This is a genomic window from Sphaerisporangium sp. NBC_01403, assembly GCF_045040145.1.
Classification (GTDB): domain Bacteria; phylum Actinomycetota; class Actinomycetes; order Streptosporangiales; family Streptosporangiaceae; genus Sphaerisporangium; species Sphaerisporangium viridialbum.
The window spans coordinates 3,882,132-3,905,172 of the sequence record NZ_CP109534.1 but is presented as its reverse complement, the minus strand read 5'-3'; the positions used below and the strand labels follow the sequence as shown (position 1 = coordinate 3,905,172).

Sequence of the window (23,041 nt, the reverse complement as noted above, 5' to 3'; positions counted from 1 at the left end):
TATCTCCGAGCCAGGAGCTCTACATGAATTCGGCGGCTTTCGATGGGTGCACGCCATTGACGCGTGAGCCGCTGGCCATCTCCCAGGCGGAGGACCTGGCCAAGGTGTTCAAGGCGCTCGGCGATCCGGTGCGTTTGCGGCTGCTCTCGGTGATCGCCTCGCACCCCACGCGCGAGGTGTGCGTCTGCGACATGTCCGGGGACTTCGACCTGTCATCGCCCACGATCTCGTACCACCTGAAGGTGCTGCGTGGGGCCGGTCTCATCGCCGCGGAGCGACGGGGGACCTGGATCTACTACAGCGTCGTGTCCCAGGCGTTGAACGGCCTGTCGCAGTCGCTGGAGACCCCCGCGGCGTTGTCGATGACGGCTCCGGCCGAGATGAACGGCGAGGACCGATGATACGGAAGAAGGCCTTCGGCGTCCCGATAGCCGTGGTCAGCGTCGACGAGGCGCTCGACGGCGACTGGGAAGCGCACCGGCACGAGGTGGACATCGTCCGGGTGCCGAATCCGCCCGTCGAACGGTGGCCGGAGCTGGTGTCCGCGGGATTCTTCCCGAAACCTCAGGTGGTCGTCTGGCGCGCCGCCACGGCGGGCAGTGAGAAGGAGTTCCTCGACGGCCTTCCCAGCAAGGACAGGCGGAACGTCTTCGCGGCACGCCGCCGTGTCGTCGCCGGCGGACTGCGGTTCGAGGTCCTTCCGGTGTCCCCGGCGTTGCTTGACGCGTTTCTTCCGCTGTACGAGAGCCAGGTCGCCAGGATGCGGCACGGTTGGGCTGTCGCCACCGAGCATCGCGCACGGATCCTGGACTCGGCCGACCAGTATTTCGCCGTCTGCGTGTGGGACGGCGACGACCTGGCGGGCGCGTGTCTCAATCTCCAGTCCCGTGACAAGGACGAGGTACGGGCGCGGTTCTCCGCCGTGGTTCCTGATCATCGTGAGGCCGGTCTGCCGCGCCTGCTATATCTGGAGGTCGTCGAGGAGGCTCGCCGGCGGGGGTTCGGCTGGGTGAGTCTCGGCAGTGACCCCAACCTGTACGGCCACATCGTCAAACCGGGACTGTTCGGATTCAAGAGCCGACTCGGTTTCGTCGCCGTGCCTTCGCACTTCGTGGATCCCGGCTCCGGGTCCGACCAAGCCGATCGCATCGTCGGTCTCAGCGCTCTCACCGACCCGTCCTTCGTACTCGCCTACGCCGAGGGAGCCGACGGCCGGCCCCAACGTGGATCGGCCCTGCGGCTGGAGATGTTCAGCTCAGCCGATCAGCTCGATCTGCGTCCTTACAGCCCTGCCTACCTGACCAGCGTGCGGCTGCACCACCTGGACGCCCTGTCGCTCGAAAACCCCCGATAATCCGTCAGAACGGGAAGAACCATGCGCGACCTGCTTACTTCTACGAACTCCAACACGCTTACGGCTACCATCCAGCCCGCTACCGTCTCCATTGCCTGGTCGGATGGCCCGGAGTACACCGCCGCTCCGGAACGAGGCGCCGGCTGGGACGCTCTGGAGCCGCTCCCCGTCCCCGCCGGAGCCGGTTGGGACGTCCTGGTTTCGCCTTAAGCCCTCCGGGCCCGCCGGTCATGCACGTCAGTGGCCAGTTATGGAAAGCTCGGTTTTGTCCTCCATTCGCTCAATTATTGTTGAGCGAATGGGGACGTCAATGAGGCCTCTGGCAGGTCATTTCTTCCGGACGCTACACGCGAAGCATTTGTAGGCCTGCTGGCCGGAGAGATTGTCGTAGAGCCGGTCATCGATCAAGGTGTTCGCCGCCTCGTAACGAGGGTCGCCGTAATCATCACCGACTCGCTGAGCGGGGCCGAAGGTGTTCGGAAGGTAGATGGTGTCCGTGCGGATGTCGTGGTCCAGCGACGCGGTTCCGGTCACCGCGCCGCGTGGGCTTTCGACGATGACGGAGTCGCCGTCGGCGATACCGAGCGCCCGCGCGGTACTCGGGTGGATCTGCACCAGGCGGATCCCGTTGAGCCGTTCCCCGGTGGGAGTCCAGTGGGTGACGGAAGCGAAGTGCACCACGCTGGGCCGGCCGGTCATGCCCATGAGCGGATACTTCTTGTGGACGGCGTCGGAGCCGGGAACTCCGAGGCGTACGGGATGCGTGAGCGCCTGAGGGTTGATCGGGTTGGTGATGTACCGGTCCTCGTAGGCGAGGGTCGGATGTGCGCCCGTCACCTCGGGGTGGGTGTAGAAGGTCGGCAACGCGTGATGCCCGCTGGGGGCGAGCCGGCGCTCCAGCTCGGGGGTGGAGATCTCGATCTTTCCGCTGGGCGTCAGGAACCGCTTGCCACGGTTCGCCGGGTCGAGCGATTCGGCGGCCTTGTACCAGCTCGGGTGGTCGAGATAGAGGGTGCTGACCCCCGGATGGTCCGTACTGGGACACGGCCAGCGTAGAGGTTCAGCGCGCGCACGCAGGCGCCGGCGCGTCATGCCGGCCATACCCGGAGTGTTGGCCACGAACGTGTCCCACAGCTTGGAGTAGTCCTTCCACTCGACGGGGAAGGCGTCCGTCCAGTATGAGCCGGCATGGCGGCGGTCGTTCCGTCCGAGGGCGTGGGCCAGGCCGATCCAGATCTCTGTGTCGGAACGGGCCTCGCCGACCCGGGCCACGGCGGCATCCTGCCAGCGTATGGCTCGATCGTCGCGACGCATGTAGACGCCCTCGAACTCCAGGCCGCTGCAGACCGGCAGGATGATGTCGGCGTAGTAGGCGGCCTCCTCCATGAACAGGCCGGTGTAGACGTAGAAGTCCAGCTTGGAGAATGCCTCCCGTACCCGGCTGGTATTGGCGGAGCTGATGAGGGGATTCCCCTCGGTCATGACCGCCTTGAGGCGATACGGCCGGCCGGTGAGGATCGACTCGGCGAAGGTGTCGGGCCCGACGGGCAGAGCCGGGCCGCGGGTGGGAGTCGTCACCTTCAGCGGCGGAAGGTTCAGGCCACCAGGCCAGGTGTTGTGCATGAAGTTGCATCCGCCACCGGGAACGCCGATGTTGCCGGTGACCGCGGCGAGCATCGCGAGCGTCCGGTAAGTGTCGAACGCTCCGAGCTGGTGGGAGATGCCGGCATTACAGAAGATGGCGGCAGGTCGAGTGGTCGCGTAGTCGACGGCCAGCTGCTTGATGGTCGCGGCAGGCACGCCGGTGACGCCGGCGGCCCACTCAGGGGTGTAGCCCTTGGCCACGAGATGGCTGCGCAACTCGTCGAAGCCGAGCACCCAGCGGTCGACGAAGGCCTTGTCGTGGCGGTCGGTGGTGATGATGTGGTGCAGCATGCCGAGGGCGAGTGCGAAGTCGGTATGCGGCTTGGGCGCCACCCACCGGTCCGCCTGCCTGGTGGTGGGGGTGCTTCGCGGATCGACCACCACGAGCCGCGCACCGGTGCGCTCCCGGTTTCGCAGCAGGTGGGCGAAGGTGACCGGGTGGGTCTCCCCTTGGTTGGTGCCAAGGAAGAGGAAGAACTCAGCCGACCCGAGGTCTTCCTTGCCGGTCGCTCCATCGACGCCGTAGCCGTTGGTGAAGTTGCCCAGTCCGAAGGTCGTGGCGAGCGCGTTGCCTCCGGCGTCGTTGCACACGGGGCCGACGTCGGTGTCGTTGGGGCTGCCCAGCAGCGCGAAGACGCGTCCGACGAGCGAGCCGGTGCCACGGGGGAGACGGCCGGTGGTCCGGTTGGCGATGGCCCTGGCCTCTCCGGCGTCGCGGAGGGCAAGCCAGCGGCGGGCGATGACGTCCAGCGCGTCGTCCCACGAGATGGGCTCGAAGCGGCTGTCCGGGTCGCCCTTGCGGCCGGAGATCCGGCGCAGCGGCGTCTTCAGACGCAGGGGGTTGTAGACCAGCTCGGTCATCATGGGCGCCTTGACGCACAGGTTCCCGTCCTGCACGGGACCTTTTTCCTCACCCCGGATTTCGAGGACCCGCCCCAATTTGAGGGACACCTGGATCCGGCAGTTGCTGTTGCAGAACTGGCAGGCACTCTGAACCACACGATCAGGAGTCAGTGCGGCCGATCCCACGGTGAAGTCCGGCATGGTGGACCCAGCTGTATCGCCCATTGGCGAAGCGGCGGCGAAGGCGGCCTGACCCGCCGGAGGAACGAGGCCGGGGACGCCCGCTGCGGCGGTACCGGCACTCGCGAGTATCGCGCCGCGCAGGACACCGCGCCGCGTGAAACCTCTGTGATCTTCTGGCGATATGCTCTCCTGCGCCACCATGCAGCCTCTCCTGTCGCAATGGAATTCCTGCGCATATGTGGCAGCCGCCGCGGCTTCCCGACGTATGCCATCGTGAGAAGTCGAAAAATTTGCGATGCCCGTGGTCCGCTGAATTCTTTGCTTCATCCGGAATTCGCTGGAGAAGCCAATTCGCATGCAGGCGGTGGTCTGTTCGTCTCCGAATCCAGGGTCTCCCTGTGTCGCACAGCCCTACTCTTGTGTTCGCCGCCGCATCGTGAAAGTGGTCTGACCAGGCAGCAAGTTGCCCGGCAACTTGGTGCCAAGGATGACCTTGTCCGGCCGGACGGTCGACGCCCCCGTTCACCAGGGCTTGCGGGCAGCTCGCTGATCTGCTGAACGTCCCGCTTCGCTTCCGCCTCCCGCATGCCGGCGATGGCGACCTGACTGGCGTCCCGCCGGTGACGTCGGGTCACGTCCAGCGAAGTGGTGTATGAGTTGATCTCTGCGTGATCCCGTTTCTGCAGGTTAAGCGGTAAGTGTCTGTGGGAGCGGGTTCTGATGGGGTGTGTCGCCGGGGATGACGCGTAGCCGGGTTTTGGCCAGCACATCCAGCCCCATGTAACGGCGGGCTTCGGTCCACTCGTCGGTCTGCTCGGCCAGTACCGCGCCGACCAGGCGGATGATCGAGGTGCGGTCGGGGAAGATGCCGACGACGTCGGTTCGCCGGCGGATCTCCTTGTTCAGCCGTTCCTGGGGATTGTTGGACCAGATCTGTTTCCAGATCTCGCGGGGGAAGGCGGCGAAGGCGAGTAGTTCCTCGCGGGCGGCGTCCAGGTGGTCGCAGGCGGCCGGGTATTTGGCCGACAGGGCTTCGATGACCCAGGCGTGCTGGGTGCGGACCTGCTCGGCGGTGGGCTGGTCGAAGATGGTACGCACCAGGGTGGCCACCCACGGCTGAGCGGACTTGGGCACGCAGGTCAGCAGATTGCGCAGGTAGTGGGTTCGGCACCTTTGCCAGCACGCGCCCGGCAGCGCGGCGGCGACCGCGGCCACCAAGCCGGTGTGGGCATCGGAGATCACCAGCTGCACCCCGTTCAACCCGCGGGCCACCAGACCGCGCAGGAAGGTCAGCCAGCCCGCGCCGTCCTCGGCCGAGGTGACCTCCAGGCCCAAGATCTCCCGGTTGCCGTTGTTGTTGACCGCGGTGGCGACCAGCACGTGCACGTTGATGATCCGCCCGCCCTCGCGGACCTTCTGGGTGAGGGCGTCCAGCCACACGAACGCATACGGCCCGGCGTCCAAGGCACGGGTACGGAACGCCTCCACCTGACCGTCCAGCACCTTGGCCATCTCCGAGACCTGGCTCTTGGAGATGTGCTTGATGCCCAGCTGCTCCACCAGCTTGTCCACCCGCCGGGTGGACACACCCAGCAAGTAGCTGGTCGCGACCACGCTGATCAGGGCCTGCTCGGCCCGCCGTCGACGCTCCAGCAGCCAGTCGGGGAAGTAGGAACCGGTCCGTAGTTTCGGGATCGCCAGCTCCACAGTCCCGGCGCGGGTGTCCCACTCGCGGGTGCGGTAGCCGTTGCGCCGGTTGGTCCGCTCGCTGGTCCGCCGGCCGTATCCGGCACCGCACAGGCCGTCGGCCTCGGCCGACATCAACGTCTCGGCCATGGTCTGCACCATGGATCGCAACAGATCCGGATCCTGGGTCTCCAACTGCTTGGCCAGCCAGCTCGCAGGGTCCACACTGTCGTTCACGGCCATCGCTCTCTCCTTCGATCTTGAACTACGCACTCGAAGGATCACGCGATGGCCGTCCTCATTTCACGACGCCACGCTGACTACCAGCGGAAACTCGTACACCACCTCCGTGGACGCAACCTGACGTCGACGTAGGGACGGGAAGGCGGCGGATCTACCTGCCGGGCCGCCGTAGATGCCTCATGTCCTGACTCGACCTGTAGTAGGAGTGACTGCTACGGTTGGAACTGAAAATCGTTATCATTTACGAAAGGCCTGGTGTGCGTACCCTCCGTCGCGTACCGCTCGCAAGTCTGGCGGCCGGTCTGGCCATCGTTGTCCTGACCTCCTGCGCTTCCTCCCAAGACGGTCCCTCCGGGGCCGCACCGTCCACCGCCGCCCCCTCGCCTGCCTCGTCGTCGGCACGCGTATCGGTGGTGGCGTCCACCAACGTGTACGGCGACATCGTCAGCCAGATCGGCGGTGACAGGGTCGACGTGGTGTCGATCATCAGCGACCCCTCGCAGGATCCTCATTCCTTCGAGGCGAACGCGCAGACCCAACTGCGCCTGTCCACCGCCAAGGTCATCGTCGAGAACGGTGGTGGTTACGACGATTTCGTCGACACGATGCTCAAGGCGTCGGGGAACCCCGGCGCTCAGGTGCTCAACGCCGTCACCGTCTCCGGTAAGACCGCGGAGCCGGGCGCGGAGCTCAACGAGCACATCTGGTACGACATCCCGAGCGTCGGCAAGCTTGCCGACCAGTTGGCGGCCGCGTTGAGCAAGGCCGACGCGGCTGGTGCCTCGCAGTTCACCGCCAACGCGTCGGCGTTCAAGACCAAGCTCCAGGTTCTGGAGAAGGAAGAGGCGGAGGTGGCGGCGACCGCCAAGGGCGAGGGAGTCGCGATCACCGAGCCGGTCCCGCTCTATCTGCTCGACGCCTGCGGGCTGGTCAACCGTACCCCTGCGAAGTTCAGCGAGGCGATCGAAGCGGGCGACGACATCCCTCCGCGTGTACTGCAGGAGACGCTTACCCTGCTGACGGGCAAGCGTGTCGCGGCCCTGGTCTACAACGAGCAGACCGCCGGGCCAGAGACCGAGAAGGTGAAGCAGGCCGCGGAACAGAGCGACGTGGCGGTCGTGCCGGTCACCGAGACCCTGCCTTCGGGCAAGGACTACATCGGCTGGATGACCGACAACATCGCCGCGGTCCGCGCCGCCGTATCCCGATAGGTCCGGTCATCATGATCAGCTTGCGGGAAGCCGGGCTGTCCTACGGAGAGCGCCTGCTGTGGCGGGATCTCACCCTCGACATCGAACCAGGGGAGTTCCTGGTCGTACTCGGTCCCAACGGCTCCGGTAAGACGAGCCTGCTGCGGGCGCTGCTCGGTGAAGTCCCGCTGTCGGCGGGGACACTGACGGTCGGCGGGCAGCCGCCGCGGCGCGGCAGCCCGCTGATCGGCTACATCCCCCAGCAGAAGACGATGGCCCCGGCCATGCCATTGCGCTCACGCGACCTGGTGCGGCTCGGCATCGACGGGCATCGCTGGGGCATGGGCCGGGCCGGGCGGGCGGTCCGCACACGCGTCGACGAGTTGCTCGCCGAGGTGGGTGCGGAATCGTATGCCGACGTCCCGATCGGGACGCTGTCGGGCGGCGAGCAGCAGCGTGTGAGGATCGCCCAGGCGCTGGCGACCGATCCGCGCATCCTGCTGTGCGACGAACCACTGCTGTCGCTGGACCCGCACCACCAGCGGGCGGTCACGGAGTTGATCGACCGGCGCCGGCGCCGGCACGACTCCGCGGTGGTGTTCGTCACGCATGAGATCAATCCCGTCCTGCCGATGGTGGACCGGGTGCTCTATTTCGTCGGTGGCCGGTTCCGCGTCGGCACGGTGCGCGAGGTCATGACCTCGCGGACCTTGTCGGAGCTGTATGGGACCCCTGTCGAGGTGATCAGGACCGGTGGCCGGATCGTGATGGCCGGCGGCCTGGACACCTCGAGCCACCATCACTCCAACGGCACCACAGAGGAGTTCGGACGGTGAACGACCTGTGGAACCAGATCTTCAACTTCACCGACTACGGAGCCCTGCTGGTCCTGGTGAAGAACTCGCTGGTCGCAGGCGCGATCCTCGGTGTCGTCGGCGGCGTGGTCGGCGTCTTCGTGATGATGCGAGACCTGCCGTTCGCCGTGCACGGCATCAGCGAGCTCTCCTTCGCCGGCGCGTCCGCGGCATTGCTGATCGGCGCCAACGTGGTCGCCGGGTCCCTTGTCGGCTCTTTGGTGGCCGCCTCCGTCATCGGCGCCCTCGGCATGCGAGCACGGGACCGCAACTCCATCATCGGGGTGCTGATGCCGTTCGGGCTCGGACTCGGCGTGCTCTTCCTTGCTCTCTACAAAGGACGGTCGGCCAACAAATTCGGCCTGCTCACCGGGCAGATCATCGCTGTGGACACGCCTCAACTGTCATGGCTGGCCGCTACCTCGGCCGTCGTTCTCATCGCGCTCGCCGTCCTGTGGCGGCCGCTCACCTTCGCCAGCGTCGACCCCGAGGTCGCCGCCGCACGGGGCGTGCCGGTCCGTGCGCTGGCACCGATCTTCACCATCGTGCTCGGCCTGGCCGTCGCGATCTCCATCCAGATCGTGGGTGCTCTGCTCGTGCTCGCCCTGCTGTGCACGCCGGCCGCCGCCGCGATGCGGGTCACCGCCTCGCCGGTGCGGGTTCCCCTGCTCAGCGTGCTCTTCGCCACCGTCTCCATGCTCGGCGGCACCCTGCTGGCGCTCGGCAGCAGCGTCCCCATCAGCCCATACGTCACCACCATCTCGTTTCTGATCTATCTCGTCTGCCGGTGCGCCGGAGCGGTCCGCAGCCGGGGCGACTGGACCCGCCGCCGGCCCACCTCCGGCGTCCACCCTGCCGGAAGTCCCGTGAGTACGGCCGGGCGGCCTGGTGCCGCCGACGGTGTGCCCTAGCGGACGCGGCCCTCTCCTCGAAACGACTCATGTCCGGATATGGAGATCCGCATGAAGCCACCGGACGCTCCTCCCGGCCACCTGCGGAAGACCGGCGACGCGATGAGCATCGATGGGGTGAGACGGATCTTGCGCCCCCGCATCGTGTCCGGAGCGGCCGCCGCCCTTCCGGCGAACTCACCGCTGCCGCACGCCGCCGCGTGAGGAACTCGCGGCTGACTCGCCCTAGTGGAGGCGCAGTCCTGCGATGACGAGTTCGACCATGCGACGCGCGTCGTAGCGGGGGTTGTTGCCCGCGCCGATACAGAGATTGCCGACGCCACGCAGCAGTTCGTAGGCATCCATGTCGGGGAGAATCTCGCCCGCCGTGGCAGCAGCGTCGAGCAGCTGGGCGCACACGGGGACGAGGCGGTCGAGGAAATAGGCGTGCAGAGTCTCGAAGGCGGCATCGTCGGACTGCAACGCCTCGGCGAGGCCGTGCTTGGTGACCAGGAAGTCGACGAAGAGGTTGATCCAACGCGCCAGGGCGGCGTGCGGTGTGCTGCTGTTCGCCAGCAGTGTCGGACCGGCCTCAGCGCATGCCTCGACCTGGTGCCGGTAGACGGCGACGATGAGATCGGCTCGCGTCGGGAAGTGGCGGTAGATCGTGCCAACGCCAACGCCGGCCTTGGCGGCGATGTCGCGCACGGGCACATCGACGCCGGAAGTGATGAAAGCCGCGGCGGCCGCGTCCAGCAGTGTCTTCTCGTTACGCCGGGCGTCGGCCCGCTTTCGCGGGGCTGACGACCCTGATCCGCTGTCGATGTCGACCACTGCGCCGCTACCTCCGTCGCCCCACTTGGCAAACGGAACCGTGTTCCGTATGTTGGTTAGCGGAACAAGGCTCCGCTTGTTCAGGATGCCAGAACAGGCGAGCCAACACCAAGCCACGCATCGCAGACTCGCTGCACCTCTCAAGGAGGAACAGTCATGCAGTACCGCACCTTGGGCCGCACCGGTGTGCAGGTCAGCACCCTCGTGCTCGGCGCGATGAACTTCGGCGGTTTGGGACATACCACCCAGGACGAGGTCACCGCCATGGTCGACGCCGCCCTGGAGGGCGGGATCAATCTCATCGACACCGCCGACAGGTACAGCCAGGGCGAGTCGGAGGAGATGGTCGGCAAGGCCATCGCCGGCCGCCGCGACGACATCGTGCTGGCCACGAAGGCGAGCATGCCGATGGGCGACGAGCGCAACCATCAAGGCAGTTCGCGCCGCTGGTTGGTCACCGAGTTGGACAACAGCCTGCGCCGTCTAGGCGTCGACCATGTCGATCTCTACCAGATCCATCGGTGGGACCCGGGCACCAGCGACGAGGAGACGCTGTCGGCTCTGACCGACCTGCAGCGCGCGGGAAAGATTCGCTACTTCGGCTCCTCGACGTTCCCCGCGTACCGCATCGTGCAGGCCGAGTGGGCCGCCCGGGAGAACCACCTGAGCCGATACGTCACCGAACAGCCCAGCTACTCGATCCTGCAGCGCGGGATCGAGACCCACGTCCTGCCCGTGACCGAGCAGTACGGACTCGGCGTGCTGGTGTGGAGCCCGTTGGCCTCGGGCTGGCTGTCGGGCGCGATCCGCGAGGGCCGGGAAATCACCACCAGCCGCTCGACGTCCATGCCGCAACGCTTCGACACCGCCATCCCCGCCAACCGGGCCAGGCTCGATGCCGTCGAGCGGCTGGCCGAAGTCGCCGACGAGGCCGGTCTGACGATGATCCAGCTCGCGCTCGGATTCGTCACCGCGCACCCCGCCGTGACCAGCGCGATCATCGGCCCCCGCACTATGTACCACTTGCACTCTCAGCTCGCCGCCGCAGACACCGTGCTCTCCGCCGACGTGCTCGACGCGATCGACGCGATCGTCGCTCCCGGCGTCGACCTCGCCGCACACGAGAAGTACGACACGCCGCCCGCCCTGCTGGACGCGGCGCTGCGACGTCGCTGATCGCTCGTCACGTCAGCCACCAGGCGGCAGGCGGGCAGCAGCTTGCGCACCCCTGCCGCCTGGCGCGTCGCTCAAAGGCCCTCGCGGTAGATGATCTCGGTCGAGTACCGGACAAGCTCTCCGCTTCTGAACGGACGCGTATCCCACCACGTGTTGAAAGGACGAACGGACCCATGCCGCGAACACCCCGGCCCCGTTTCGGGATCATGACCGCCCCATCACAGGTCGACTACCACGACGTCCTGCGGGTCTGGCGCGAGGCGGACACAATCCCGGAGATCGAGCACGCGTGGCTGTTCGATCACCTCATGCCGATCGGCGGCGACCCGAGCGGACCGACCTACGAAGGCTGGACACTGCTCTCGGCCCTCGCCGCACAGACCCAACGACTGCGCCTCGGCCTGCTCGTGACCAGCAACCGCTTCCGACCGCCCGCGATGTTGGCCAAGATCGCCGTGACCGTCGACATCGTCTCCGGCGGACGGCTCGACTTCGGTATCGGCGCAGGCTCACGACCCGGCCACCCTCTGGCCCGGCGCGAGTATGAAGCACACGGACTGCCCTTTCACGACTCCGCCCACGCCGTGGAAAGCCTCGCCGAAGCGTGCACGGTTATCCGGCGGTTGTGGACCGAGGCCGAACCGTTCGACGTCCATGGCACCTACGTCCACCTCACCGGAGCGTTCTGCAACCCCAAACCCATCCAGCGCCCCCACCCGCCGATCCTTATCGGCGGACGCTCGGCCCCCCTGCTACGCGTGGTCGCCGAGCACGCCGACCTGTGGAACATCCCCGGCGGCGACATCGACGACGCCGTCCGCCGCAGCGCACTGCTGGACCGCTACTGCGCCGAGATCGGTCGCGACCCCGCCTCGGTCACCCGCTCGATCCACCTGTCGGTCTCCTACGACCAGCCCAGCATCACCAAGGACGCGATCGGCAAAGCGACCGACGCCGGTTTCCAGCACATCGTCCTCGGACTGCCGGCGCCCTACCCCGCCAACGTCGCACGGTGGGTCACCGACGAGCTCATCACCATGTCGGCCTGATACCGCAACGGTGGGTCGTGGCTTCGGTTGGGCTCTGTCAAAAGTTCGGCTCTGTGGCTGATTGAGTGATCAACTTGGTGGGCGGGTACGTGGTGCAGACTTCCGACCGATGACCAGCGGCTTCACGGGCTCATTGCCCCTTTCGCTCGTATTACGGCCGGTCCCCTCGTGACGGCGACACCGGGCAAAGGACAGTCGCAAGGCACCTCTTCGCCCCGCGCATCAGGTATCAGTTGTCGCGCAGGTTCGGTCGTCTGCCGTCCTGACGGGCGAGCGTGGCCACCAGGTGGATGTGGTCGCGGGCGTGCCGCGGCGCGATGCCGACGGCACGCCTGGAAGTCGCCGAGCGGGGGAACGCACTATGATCCGCGCGTTCGCACCGGTGCTCGCAGCGAACGGCGGCGGCGCCATCGTGAACGTGCTGTCCGCGCTGTCGTGGTTCGCATCTCCCGGCAACGGCGCCTACGGGGCGGCGAAGGCGGCCGCATGGAACACGACCAACGGTGTTCGGCTCGATCTCGCCGGGCAGGGCACCCTGATCTGGCTCGGCATCGGATGAGTCGGGCGGTTCATATCCATTGCAATGAAAGCGCCAAATACCGCTGTGATTCACACCGAGACTGTTCTCAGCAGGTGCCGACGACCACAGCGTGAACGTGATGCTCGCCGGGCTCGCCCGTCGTTGCTCCCGGTGCTCGGGTAGCGGGCGAGGTGTCTCACGCCGGTGGTTGTTGGAGTCGATTGACAGCGCGCTCAGCGCCTGGTCGTGCGGGTTCCGGCCCGCCTCCATCCGCAGGACCGCGATGCATTCGCGCGCGGCGCGCGGCCAGTCCGCGTACAGGGCGCGGAAGTCCTCGTCGAGGAAGGTCAGCCGGATCAGGTTGCGCTCGGCCGGGGGCAGCGCGCCGAAGTCGGTCAGCAGGGCGGCGGCCCCCCGGTTCCAGGCCAGCACGTCCATGGCGCGGCGCAGCACCATGGCGGGGACGTCGTGCATCGTGTCCAGCAGCTGCCGCAGTTGCGGGGCGACACCTGGCCGGCCGGGCTGCCGCGGGGGAGCGGCGGGGGCGACTTCGGCCACCGTGAACAGGTAGTCCCGTTCGTCCGGCGCGAGCCGCAGTGCGTCGGCGAGCCCGTCGAGGACCGGGCGGGAGACCCGCCGGGTGCGCCCCTGCTCCAGCCGGACGATGTAGTCGACGCTGATGTGCGCGAGCTGGGCCAGCTCCTCCCGGCGCAGGCCCGGCACGCGGCGCAGCCTGCCGTCGTCCGGCATGCCCGCCTGCTGCGGGTCGAGCGCCGCGCGGCGGGAGCGCAGGAAGTCGCCCAGCTCGTTGCCGCCGGAGGTGGTGTCAGCGTGTGCCATGACTCCAGTATCGGCAAGATCCGCGCCGCGCGCCTGGTACCGGTCTGCATAGGCAGGGCTCTCCCTGGTACCCCGCGCCGGGCGCCGCGATTCTGCGGATGTGGCCACTTCGGACGGTCACCGAGAACCCCTTCCTGCGACGGGAGATCATCACCGTGAAGACGGACGTCACCTTTCTCAGCGCCGGCCTGAAGATCGCCGGCCACCTCTACACCCCGGACGCCGCGGGCCCGCACCCGGCGATCGTCGTCAGCCACCCCGCCAGCGGCGTGAAGGAGCAGACCGCGGGCCTCTACGCGCGGCGGCTGGCCGAGCAGGGCTTCGTCACGCTCGCGTTCGACACCGCCTACCAGGGCGAGAGCGAAGGCGAGCCGCGCGGCCTGGAGGACCCGTCCCAGCGGGTCGAGGACATCAAGTCCGCGGTCTCGTTCCTCACCACGCGCGAGGACGTCGACGCCGACCACATCGGCACGCTGGGCATCTGCGCCTCCGGCGGGTACGTGCTGGCCGCCGCCGCGACCGACCACCGCATCAAGGCCGTCGGCACGGTCAGCGGCGTCGACGTCGCCCGGATGTTCCGCCTGGGCGCCGACGGCGCGCAGGACCCCGCGGTCATCCAGGGCATGCTCGACGCGGCCGCCGCGGCGCGGACCGCCGAGGCTCGCGGCGACGGTACCAGGAGCTTCCCGGTCTTCCCGGACACCGCCGAGCAGGCTCTCGCCCTGGGCGGCCGGCACGGCCTCGAGGGCTTCGAGTACTACTGCACCGACCACGCCCAGCACCCCCGCTCGGCGAAGACCCTTACCTGGTCCAGCATCGACCGGATGGAGTTCTTCGACGCCTTCCGGTTCGTCGACCTGATCGCGCCCCGGCCGCTGCTGGTGATCGTCGGACGGGAGGCGGTGACCTCGTGGATGGGCGTGGAGGCGTTCCAGAACGCCCGTGGTCCCAAGGAACTGCACTGGATCGAGAGCGCCAGCCATGTCGACCTGTACGACAAGGAGGAGTACCTCGGCCCGGCGGTCGCGAAGCTGACCGAGTTCTTCGAGGGCAACTTGGCCGAGACGGCGTAGCGGGAGCAGGCCGAGGCCGCGTGGGTGCGCGGCCTCGGCCTCGGTCAGGGGCGGTGCTGCTCGACAACTTCTCATCCGTTCGGGGCCGTGGTCTCCACCGCGGACAGCAGGAGGTCGATGCCGAAGGAGTAGTAGGCGTCGAGGTCGGGTGGGGTGGAGAGGGTGGCGGCGAAGGCGGCCAGGTGGGGGTAACGACCGGGAGGCAGGCGTTCCAGGTCGAGGCGATGTTGCCGTCTGAGCTCCGCGGCCTCCACTTCGTCGTTTCCCACGCCGCCGGGCTGGCAGGACACCATCACCGCAGCCCCCAGGAGCAGGTAGGTGGCCACCTGGTCGGCTTTCTGGAGCGTGAACCCGGCCTCGGTGAGCAGCCCGATCGCGGTGTCGGTGGCCCGGCGGTATTCCTCGGCCGCACTCTTGTCGATCATCGGCAGCAGGGTGGACAGGTACGGGTGCGCGCGCATCTGCGCCAACAGCGCGGTGACCATCGCGCGGAGACGCTGGTTCCAGGGCAGGTTCGGGTCCACGTCGGCGACGAGCGCCGCGAGCAGATGGTCGGCGAGCGCGGAGAGCAGCTCGTCCTTGTTCTTGACATGCCAGTACAACGCCGTGGGCGTGACGCCGAGCTCGGCGGCGAGCCGGCGGATGGTGACCGCTTGGAGCCCGTCGGTGTCAGCAAGCCTCAACGCCCGTTCAATGACGGCCTGGCGGGTCAGTTTCTCCGGAGTCACTTGACAACCATACGCGGTACAGGATCTCCTAAGCAACGTACATGTACATTGTTCATGAACGATGTACAGGGGAGGTCAGTCGCCGAACGGGCGACCGTTGCCCTCGGGAGGCGCGTTGCGGTCATCCCAACAGACAAGATTTCAAGGAGGCGTCAGACATGAGACACAACGGGACGGATGGATCCACGCGCCTGCACCGCTTGGACCGCTGGCTGTACCGCGGCGGCCGGCCCAACCGCCTGGCGCGGGCGATCAACCGAGCCTGGGCCACCGTGTTCGCGACCGGGGTCCTATGGCCGGACCGGATGGTGACCCTGCGGGTGCCGGGCCGGCGTACCGGCCGCGTCATCTCCTTCCCGCTGGTCGTCGCGGACTACCAGGGCGAGCGCTACCTGGTGGCGATGCTCGGCCAGGGCACCAACTGGGTGCACAACGTCCGCGCGGCCGAGGGGCGGGCGGTTCTGCGGCACGGCCGCAGCGAGGCGGTGCGCCTGGACGAAGTCGACCCCGGTGCCCGTGCGCCCATCCTGCGCCGCTACCTGGCCTGCTCGCAGGGAGGCCGCACCCACATCCCGGTGGGCCCGCAGGCACCGCTGGAGGACTTCGAGCAGATCGCCGTGCAGTACCCGGTCTTCCGCATCACGCCCGACCGGTCGGCGTCCCCGCCCGGTTCTGGCTGACCTGCCCCATAAGGTTTCTCTAAGGCTCTGAGGTGGGAGAAGTCAACCGCGGCCCAGGAGAGGTCGGGGGAGTCGGCCTCGATGTGAGGTCAGATCGGGTGAGCCATCTGGGCGAGGCGAGGGCCGCGATCACTCCGGCGAGCACGGGAAGTCCGACGACCAGAACGGCGATCGGCGTCCATGGAGTCTCGAAGGGTGCCCGTGGGGGCGGATCCCAGTCGATCGGGGTGGTCATGGGCCACACCAGGAGCAGGCCGATGACGAACCCGGCGGACGCACCCATCGCCGTCCCGCAGGCCGCGCTGAAGGCCGCTCGGCAGGCGACGAAGAACCGTAGGGTCAGGGCTGAGCCGCCGCTGACCCGTTGCAGGATGCGCATGGAGTCGGCCGAGCCGGCCGCGGTCAGCGCGCTGGCGAGGGCGATGAGGGCCACCAGCGCGACGATGTACAGCCAATTGGTCGGAGCCTGGAATCCTCGTTCAAGGTAGGTGACTGCAATCTTGTCCAGTCGCCGTTCGAGCCGCTCCTGCTCGATCGCCGAGGTTCGATGAAGGGAAGGATCAATGATCAGTTGCTCCGGCTCCAGGTGGAAACCGAGATCTTGCGCAACCTTCGCGGGGATGAAGATCCCCTCCACTCGGGGATCGGCAGGTCTGACGGTGATCGCCGGGATGGTTTTGATGGATGGTGACCGGTCGATCGCGGAGAAGATGAACTGGATTCGCGTTGAGTCGGCTACTTCGTCGCCTGCCGTGACCACGACGGCTGTGCCCTCGTCGTAGGGAGTTGATGGATCTCCGGTGAGGTAGCGGAGCAGGGCCTGGTCACCGATGTGGGTCACATCCAGCCAGTAAGAGTCGGACGTCTCCACACTGAAGTAGCCGAACTCGCGCTGACGATTGTTCTGTGCGATGGGTGCGCCGGATAACGCGTGCTGGACGGACGCCCGCACGGTGGCCGCCCGGTCTGCGGAGAACCCATCCACGACGAGCGCGCCTAGCCGGGCCTCGGGTTGATAGGTGACCCTGGCCTGCGCCGTTACGGCAACCGCGATGATCGTCACCGCGATTGCGACGGCGGTCGTGATCATCGTTGTCGCTACTCCAGGAGCAGTTCGGGCAGGTTTGTCGGCCATGTGACGGGCTGCCAGTCGAAATGCCGGCGGCAGTCGTACGGCGTTTCGCCCGAGCACTCCGAGCAGCCATGGGGTGAAGGGGCCTAACCCGAGGATCAGCAGTCCTCCGCCAATCATGCCTGCCAGGGCGGTCATTGCTGACCCGAAGTCGTCATAGTGCTGGTCTTCATGCGTGGACCACGCGGTGAGCGCCATGACCACGATGCCGGCCGTTGACAGACTCGCCCCCAAGATCAGGTCATGTCCACGCATGTGGTCGTATCGGCCGCGAGGGGATGTGTGCGTTGCCAACAATACGGAACCGCACACCCACGCTGCGCAGATGCTCAGCAACACAAAAAAAACCATGATCACCTCGAGCACCGGAAATGGGGGCAGGAGTGCATCAACCTGTCCAGGCGGAGCATATGGCTGGACGATCACGCAGTCATGCCGTTCTTGGTCTTCTCGAGCATCCGAGCCGTTTGGACATACTCCCGTCACGGATTCGTGGTGTCCCCTCGGCTGCGTGAGTAGCCGTACGTCTGGTGTCCCCCGCGAGCGCGAGACGTACGGCGTGCGGGCGCGCGATCATGTCTTTGCTCACCGAGAACGAGTTGATCGCTCTGCTGGAGCCGGAGTACGGCTTCGCTAGGCCGGAATGGCGCCGAGTTGTCGCATCTGTGAAAAGACGTCGACGACCCCCCAGATCTCAGCGATTCGGCCGCCGGCGAAGCGGACGATGAAGATCTCGTTGTACGTGATGGATTTGCCGGTCGGTGGGAGGCCCCTGTACTCGCCCTGGTGAGTCCCGGTAACCGTGTTCCTGCTGACGATCTTGTCCCCCTCCTCGATCACATCCTCGACCGTGACGTGAATGTCGGGGAACGCGCGAAGGAGCACCGCCCACACTTGCTTGAGTGCCTGCGCCCCCGTCGCGCCAGTCGGCACTGGCGCGTGGAACAGCACGTTCGGCTCGACGACCTCGTCGATCGTCTTCGAGATGACCTCCGCATCGCCGGTGTTCGTGGCGTCATGGAAGCGGCTGAACGTCGCTTTGTTGCTTGTCGCCTGAGCTGCTGACATGTGGCTTCTCCTCGGGTCGAAATGAACATTCGGGTGGTCATCGCTGCTCACAGCGGGGACTTGGCTCCCGGTGCGCGGCAGCCCGTCCGGGTCGGGTCACTTCTGGAGGACGGCCTCGATCTCGAGGCTGATCGACACCTTGTCGCCGACCACGACGCCACCGCCGTCCATCAGGATGGTGCTGTCGATGCCGAAGTCGCGCCGGTTGATCTGCGCGGTCGCGGAGAAGCCGGCCCGCTGCCCGCCGAACGGGTCCGGGCCGAACCCGTTCACCTCGACGGCCAGCGGCACCTGCCCGGTGACGCCGTGCAACGTCAGCTCACCGTCGATGACCCAGCCGTCGTCGGCCCGGCGAATGCCGGTGGAGCGGTAGCTCATCGTCGGGTACTTCTCCACCTCCAAGTAGTCGGCGGAGCGGAGGTGGTTGTCACGTGGTTCGTTGCCGGTGTCGATGGACGCGAGGTCGATCGTCGCGGCAACCGACGAGCCCAGTGGGTCCTCGCTCGTGACGATCGTGACGTCGTAGCTGGTGAACCGGCCACGCGCCTTGCTGAGCATGAGGTGCCGGACAGAGAAGGCGATCTCGCAGTGCACCGGGTCGGCCTTCCAGGTGCCGACCAGATAGCCCGGGATCGCGACGGTCGCGGAGGTGGCGTTCATGGCTTCCTCCATGGATGTGGTGCCGCGGCTGAGCGGCGCGGGCGGTGGTGGGGACGCCGCGGCGGGCGGCGTAGGCGTACGGGCGCGGCTGTGCGGCTCGCGCGGAAGGCAGGAAAGGTCGTCGCTCACACCCAGGCGACGAACGAGCACCCGCCCGGGGGACAGCCCGGGTCAGAGCTGTTCGACCCGCTGGGTCAGGAACCGCCGCTCAGGGGTCGAGGTGGCCAGGTCGAGCGCCCGACCGTACGCCGCTCGGGCCTCGGCGTCGCGGCCGAGACGCCGCAGCAGCTCGCCGCGGGTCGAGTGGAAGTAGAGGTAGCCGTCCAGGTCAAGGCGGTCGACGGCGCGCAGCGCCGCGGCGGGGTCGCCGGCTTGGGCGACCGCCACGGCGCGGTTGAGCTCGACCACCGGCGAGCCGGTGAGTTCGACCAGCCGCCGGTACATCTCGGCGACCTGCGGCCAGTCGATCCGCTCCCGCGTCTGCAGCGACGCGATCGCGGCCTGGACGACGTAGGCGCCGCGCCCGCCCAGCGCGATCGCCCGGTCGAGCACCGCCCGTCCCGCCGCGATCTGGCGCGTGTCCCACAGCGACCGGTCCTGATCGTCGAGCAGCACGAGATCCTCGCCGGAGAACCGGGCCCGCCGCCGGGCGTGGTGGATCATCATCAGCGCCAGCAGCCCGTGCGCCTCCGGCTCGTCCGGCATGAGCGCGGTGAGCACTCGCCCCAAGCGGATGGCTTCGGCGCCGAGGTCGACCCGGCCGCTGTAACCCTCGTTGTAGATCAGGTAGATGACGGCCAGCACCGCGTCGAGGCGGTCAGCAAGCAGGGACGCGCCGGGAACCGCGAACGGGATCCCGGTCGCCTTGATCTTGGCCTTGGCGCGGGACAGGCGCCGCTTCATGGTCTCCTCGGAGACCAGGAACGCCCGGGCGATATCGGCGGTCTCCAGGCCGCCGAAGGCCCGCAGCGTGAGCGCCACCTGTCCCTCCAGCGGCAGCGCCGGGTGGCAGCAAGTGAAGATCAGCTCGAGCCGTTCGTCCTTGATCACGGTGTCGTCCAATTCGTCCATGACGGCCTCCGGCACCGGCAGCAAGTGGATCTTCTCGGCCAGGGTGCGCTCCCGGCGGATCCGGTCGATCGCCCGGTTGCGGGCCGTCGTCACCAGCCACGCACCCGGGTTGGCCGGCACGCCCGAGGCGGGCCAGCGCTCCGCCGCGATCGCGAACGCCTCCTGCGCCGCTTCCTCGGCCTTGTCGAAGTCGCCGAGGAACCCGACCAGCGAGGCCAGCACCCGGCCCCACTCGTCCCGGAAGACCTCCTCAAGCACGGTCAGCGCTGCACCACCGGCCTGACCTCCACCGCGCCGCCGAGCCGGGCGGCCGGGATGCGCGCCGCCAGCTCGATCGCCTCGTCCAGGTTGGCCGCCTCGACCAGGCAGAAGCCGCCGAGCACCTCCTTGGTGTCCGCGAACGGGCCGTCGGTCATCAGCGTCCGGCCACCGACCACCCGCACACTGGTCGCCGTCTCGGCGGGCTGCAACTGCGCAGCCCCGACGCACCGCGCGTCATCGGCCAACGCCGAATACTCGGCATACGCCGCCTCATGCTCCGCGTCCGACAGCGCCTCGTCATGGCCGGGCTCGGCGTAGATCATCAGGGCGTACTGCATCGCAAACCTCCGGGGCAGTGGGCTCTCACCTGTACGACGAACGAGCGGCTGCGCAAGGGACACCACCGGTTCTCCCAATTTCAGGACAGCCGAGACGTTAGTCGTGCCAGAGAGCCGACACCAGCGCGGCCTCATCAAGCCTGAGAGACCACAGCAACGCGCCTACCGGGCATGTTCGCCGCCGTCACCGTCGAGCGGTCCTCGCGGCGTCTGAGCCCGAGGGGGTATGAGCAGGTCGTAGGGGACGCCAGCCTGCCACCAGCTTGGCGAGCTCGGCTTCGACGTCGATGGCGCCGCTCCCCGGCCGGCGATCAGTTCAGCGGACGGCCGCTCGCGAGCCGAGTGCCCGCCGCCCGGTCCGCAGGGTCCGTCCCCGGTCGGCCCGCCGATGCCCTGTGCTGCCTTGGTGGTCCTTCGAGTGGTGCACGTAGACTGGCTGGTAGGGCGATGGATCCCGCCCGGGGCCGGCTCACCGCACGTTGTGAGCGCTGCCCGATCCGCCACCCGGCTGATGGTTCATGACTTCGTGTCAGGCCCGTTCAGGGGAGGCCGGATATGTGGGTTTCATCGCAGATCGCGCTCCCGGTGGCCCGTGTCCTGGCCGCGCCGACGCGCCGGCCCCGTCAGAGCGATCGCGGGGCTGAGCGAGCTGTCGGTGCCGAATCGCGGCAAGGCGGCTGAGCACGTCTCCGGCTTGCCGGCGGGTGCCGCTGGGGGTGAACGCTCTCACGCGGAGTGTCGAGGACGTTGATCGGTGTCTTGGCTGCTGAGGGAACGAGCCCGTCCGCCGGGGGTGCGTGAGCATCGGTACGCGCCCTGGTTCGCGGTGGGCTCGGTGTGCATCGGCGCGTTCATGGGGCAGTTGGACGCCAGCATCGTCACGCTGATATTCCCGGCGCTTCAGCACAGCTTCCATGCCCGGCTGGCGGCGGTGCAGTGGGTGGCCCTGGCGTATCTGCTCACGTTGGTCGCTCTGCTGATCGGTGCGGGACGTCTGGCCGATGTCGCGGGCCGCAAGCTCGTCTACCTGTACGGGTTCATCGTGTTCACCGCGGCGTCGGCGGCCTGCGGGTTCGCATCGTCGCTGCAGGTCCTGGTGGCGTGCAGGGTGGTGCAGGCGGCGGGCGCGGCGATGCTGCAGTCCAACAGCGTGGCCCTGGCGGTGACCAGCGTCCGCCGGTCGCGGATGCGGACCGCGCTGGGGATGCAGGCCGCCGCTCAGTCGCTGGGATTGGCCGTAGGTCCCACGGTGGGCGGGCTGCTGGTCGGCTCGGTCGGCTGGCGGTGGGTGTTCTGGATCAACGTGCCGGTCGGGCTGGTGGCCGTCGCCGCCGGACGGTATCTGCTGCCCCGCACCCGCGAACGCAGCCGGGGCGGCTCCTTCGACGGGGCAGGGCTGGTGCTGTTCGCCGCGGCCACGACGGGCCTGCTGCTGGCCATCTCAGCGGCGTCCGGCCTGGGATGGCCGTCCTGGTCGATCGCGGCCCTGCTGGCCATGGCCCTGGCGTCGGCGGCCGGTTTGCGGGCTCGGGAACGACGATCCCCATCGCCACTCATCGATCCCATCGTGGTGCGGGGCACCGTGGTGGCGGCCGGGCTCACCGGGGCGTTGTGCGGCTATCTCGTCCTGTTCGGCCCGCTGGTGCTGATCCCGCAGGTGCTCATCGCGGCCGGCCTGAGTGAACTGCACGCCGGTCTGGTGCTCAGCGCGCTGCCCGCCGGATTCGCCCTGGCCGCGCTCACCGGCGACCATGTGCTGCCCCGCCGCTGGGGCAACCGGCCGCGCTGCGTGAGCGGCGCCCTGACCGCGGCCGCGGCGACCGCGCTGCTGGCGATCGCCCCCACCGCGCCGGTCCTGCTCGCGTGCTTCCTTACGCTGCTCGGCCTGGGTCTTGGGATGTTCGTCCCAGCCAACAACACCACTGTCATGGCCGCCCTGCCGACGCGGATGTCGGCGACCGCCGGAGCGCTGATCAACATGTCGCGCGGCATCGGGACCGCGCTGGGCATCGCCGTGGTCACCCTCGCCCTCTACTTCGCAGGAGGGCCGACGACCACCGGGGCCCGGGCCGCCTTGGCCGTCATCGGCGCCGTAGCCCTCGCCGCCGCGCTCACCGCGGTCCCGGCCCGCACCGCCCCCTGATCCGCGCCGCGCCGACGGCGGCTGTAGGACCGGGACACGCCTGGACGACGCCCTGGCCGAAGCCTTCAACGCGTGAGCTGCCGACGCCTTCGGAGGTCCGTTCCGCGGCGTTCCGGGCACTCGCCACGACGCCGGGAGTCGTGAGCAGAGGCGCGGTCGAAGGCGGGCAGGAACTGCTGATCCCTGATCCTGACGGCGGGCCGGAGATCAAACTGGTCGTCGATCCCGAGACCGCTCGGGTGACTCGCGCCAACTATCTCCCCAGCGACAACGGAGGCGGGGCGTGGAGCGATGGATACATGGGTGACCACCGGCTGGACGGACCAGCTCCCTCAGTAACTGGATCCCGATGACGCGACTCTTCGTTCGGATGATCGTCTCTGAGAGGACTTCTGCGACGGACGACCTGGCAGAACGCGAGCGGGATACGGCGGGTGGAGGGTTCTCTCAACTGGTCATCTGTAGGGGAACCGAATCCATCGCTACCGCTAACCACTGTTCCACCGTTCCCCGAGGCCGGCATCACCCGCACTGACAACGTAGGACGATCGCCCGCGGGCGAACGGAACCCACTGACGACG

21 protein-coding genes and 1 pseudogene are annotated in these 23,041 nt (G+C 67.9%); 12 read left to right on the top strand and 10 right to left on the bottom strand.

Translation table 11 applies throughout. The features are described 5' to 3' along the window. Window positions 1-56: 56 nt before the first annotated feature. Window positions 57-401, top strand: coding sequence for an ArsR/SmtB family transcription factor (locus OG589_RS17765; protein WP_405150419.1), 345 nt, complete (start codon window positions 57-59; stop codon window positions 399-401). After that, a complete protein-coding gene (locus tag OG589_RS17760) occupies window positions 398-1,354 on the top strand; it encodes a GNAT family N-acetyltransferase (RefSeq protein ID WP_405150417.1) in 957 nt (318 codons plus the stop codon). Before OG589_RS17765 ends, OG589_RS17760 begins: the two co-directional genes overlap by 4 nt. Window positions 1,355-1,681: 327 nt before the next feature. Here OG589_RS17760 and OG589_RS17755 read toward each other — a convergent pair whose 3' ends face one another. Together OG589_RS17755 and OG589_RS17750 are read right to left on the bottom strand one after the other, a co-directional pair. Further along, on the bottom strand, window positions 1,682-4,042 hold the full coding sequence (locus OG589_RS17755; protein WP_405152062.1) for a molybdopterin-dependent oxidoreductase: 2,361 nt from the start codon (window positions 4,040-4,042) through the stop codon (window positions 1,682-1,684). Window positions 4,043-4,711: 669 nt separating this feature from the next. Next, window positions 4,712-5,953 carry an IS256 family transposase gene (locus tag OG589_RS17750; protein WP_405147674.1) on the bottom strand — a complete coding sequence of 414 codons (1,242 nt, stop codon included), beginning with the start codon at window positions 5,951-5,953 and terminating at the stop codon, window positions 4,712-4,714. Between the two features lie 218 nt (window positions 5,954-6,171). Between OG589_RS17750 and OG589_RS17745 the strand changes: the two genes are divergently transcribed. From OG589_RS17745 to OG589_RS17730, 4 genes are read left to right on the top strand one after another with little or no spacing between them, the layout of a single operon-like run. Continuing rightward, on the top strand, window positions 6,172-7,164 hold the full coding sequence (locus OG589_RS17745; RefSeq protein WP_405150416.1) for a metal ABC transporter solute-binding protein, Zn/Mn family: 993 nt from the start codon (window positions 6,172-6,174) through the stop codon (window positions 7,162-7,164). A gap of 11 nt (window positions 7,165-7,175) precedes the next feature. Next, window positions 7,176-7,979 (top strand): metal ABC transporter ATP-binding protein, encoded by an 804-nt coding sequence (locus tag OG589_RS17740; protein ID WP_405150414.1) that lies wholly within the window; start codon window positions 7,176-7,178, stop codon window positions 7,977-7,979. Then, complete coding sequence (locus OG589_RS17735; protein WP_405150413.1) at window positions 7,976-8,908, top strand: metal ABC transporter permease; 933 nt, start codon at window positions 7,976-7,978, stop codon at window positions 8,906-8,908. The genes OG589_RS17740 and OG589_RS17735 overlap by 4 nt, the downstream gene beginning before the upstream one ends. Before the next feature lie 51 nt (window positions 8,909-8,959). Beyond that, a complete protein-coding gene (locus OG589_RS17730) occupies window positions 8,960-9,112 on the top strand; it encodes a hypothetical protein (protein WP_405150411.1) in 153 nt (50 codons plus the stop codon). 21 nt (window positions 9,113-9,133) lie between these two features. Here OG589_RS17730 and OG589_RS17725 read toward each other — a convergent pair whose 3' ends face one another. Continuing rightward, window positions 9,134-9,721, bottom strand: coding sequence for a TetR/AcrR family transcriptional regulator (locus tag OG589_RS17725; RefSeq protein ID WP_405150409.1), 588 nt, complete (start codon window positions 9,719-9,721; stop codon window positions 9,134-9,136). A gap of 156 nt (window positions 9,722-9,877) precedes the next feature. Between OG589_RS17725 and OG589_RS17720 the strand changes: the two genes are divergently transcribed. The 3 genes from OG589_RS17720 (at window position 9,878) to OG589_RS17710 (ending at window position 12,505) form a co-directional block, all read left to right on the top strand. Next, entirely contained in the window at window positions 9,878-10,897 is a 1,020-nt protein-coding gene (locus tag OG589_RS17720) for an aldo/keto reductase (RefSeq protein WP_405150407.1), read from the top strand. A 206-nt stretch (window positions 10,898-11,103) separates the two neighbouring features. Next, window positions 11,104-11,946 carry an LLM class flavin-dependent oxidoreductase gene (locus OG589_RS17715; protein WP_405150406.1) on the top strand — a complete coding sequence of 281 codons (843 nt, stop codon included), beginning with the start codon at window positions 11,104-11,106 and terminating at the stop codon, window positions 11,944-11,946. Between the two features lie 361 nt (window positions 11,947-12,307). Then, window positions 12,308-12,505, top strand: coding sequence for an SDR family NAD(P)-dependent oxidoreductase (locus OG589_RS17710; protein ID WP_405152061.1), 198 nt, complete (start codon window positions 12,308-12,310; stop codon window positions 12,503-12,505). Between the two features lie 129 nt (window positions 12,506-12,634). Here the strand turns inward: OG589_RS17710 and OG589_RS17705 are convergent. Then, window positions 12,635-13,306: pseudogene (locus OG589_RS17705) on the bottom strand (helix-turn-helix transcriptional regulator); the annotation flags it as partial. Window positions 13,307-13,404: 98 nt separating this feature from the next. Here OG589_RS17705 and OG589_RS17700 point away from each other — a divergent pair. Continuing rightward, window positions 13,405-14,379 carry an alpha/beta hydrolase gene (locus OG589_RS17700; protein ID WP_405150405.1) on the top strand — a complete coding sequence of 325 codons (975 nt, stop codon included), beginning with the start codon at window positions 13,405-13,407 and terminating at the stop codon, window positions 14,377-14,379. Window positions 14,380-14,450: 71 nt separating this feature from the next. Here the strand turns inward: OG589_RS17700 and OG589_RS17695 are convergent, their stop codons facing one another. Next, a complete protein-coding gene (locus OG589_RS17695; RefSeq protein WP_405150403.1) occupies window positions 14,451-15,107 on the bottom strand; it encodes a TetR/AcrR family transcriptional regulator in 657 nt (218 codons plus the stop codon). A gap of 158 nt (window positions 15,108-15,265) precedes the next feature. Between OG589_RS17695 and OG589_RS17690 the strand changes: the two genes are divergently transcribed. Continuing rightward, window positions 15,266-15,787: a nitroreductase family deazaflavin-dependent oxidoreductase gene (locus OG589_RS17690; RefSeq protein WP_405150401.1), complete on the top strand. Its 522-nt coding sequence runs from the start codon at window positions 15,266-15,268 to the stop codon at window positions 15,785-15,787. Between the two features lie 19 nt (window positions 15,788-15,806). Here OG589_RS17690 and OG589_RS17685 read toward each other — a convergent pair whose 3' ends face one another. The 5 genes from OG589_RS17685 to OG589_RS17665 all read right to left on the bottom strand — a co-directional run bounded on the left by OG589_RS17685 (window position 15,807) and on the right by OG589_RS17665 (window position 20,317). After that, window positions 15,807-17,285: a hypothetical protein gene (locus OG589_RS17685; RefSeq protein WP_405150399.1), complete on the bottom strand. Its 1,479-nt coding sequence runs from the start codon at window positions 17,283-17,285 to the stop codon at window positions 15,807-15,809. A gap of 267 nt (window positions 17,286-17,552) precedes the next feature. After that, the gene (locus OG589_RS17680) at window positions 17,553-17,987 is read right to left on the bottom strand and encodes an ester cyclase (protein ID WP_405150397.1); all 435 of its coding nucleotides are present in this window, start codon (window positions 17,985-17,987) and stop codon (window positions 17,553-17,555) included. A 96-nt stretch (window positions 17,988-18,083) separates the two neighbouring features. Beyond that, window positions 18,084-18,647 carry a YceI family protein gene (locus OG589_RS17675; RefSeq protein WP_405150395.1) on the bottom strand — a complete coding sequence of 188 codons (564 nt, stop codon included), beginning with the start codon at window positions 18,645-18,647 and terminating at the stop codon, window positions 18,084-18,086. 171 nt (window positions 18,648-18,818) lie between these two features. Further along, entirely contained in the window at window positions 18,819-19,976 is a 1,158-nt protein-coding gene (locus OG589_RS17670) for an RNA polymerase sigma factor (protein WP_405150393.1), read from the bottom strand. Between the two features lie 2 nt (window positions 19,977-19,978). Further along, complete coding sequence (locus OG589_RS17665) at window positions 19,979-20,317, bottom strand: YciI family protein (RefSeq protein ID WP_405150391.1); 339 nt, start codon at window positions 20,315-20,317, stop codon at window positions 19,979-19,981. A gap of 793 nt (window positions 20,318-21,110) precedes the next feature. On the opposite strand from OG589_RS17665, the gene OG589_RS17660 reads away from it, so the two are divergent. Further along, the gene (locus tag OG589_RS17660) at window positions 21,111-22,460 is read left to right on the top strand and encodes an MFS transporter (protein WP_405150389.1); all 1,350 of its coding nucleotides are present in this window, start codon (window positions 21,111-21,113) and stop codon (window positions 22,458-22,460) included. Window positions 22,461-23,041: the final 581 nt, after the last annotated feature.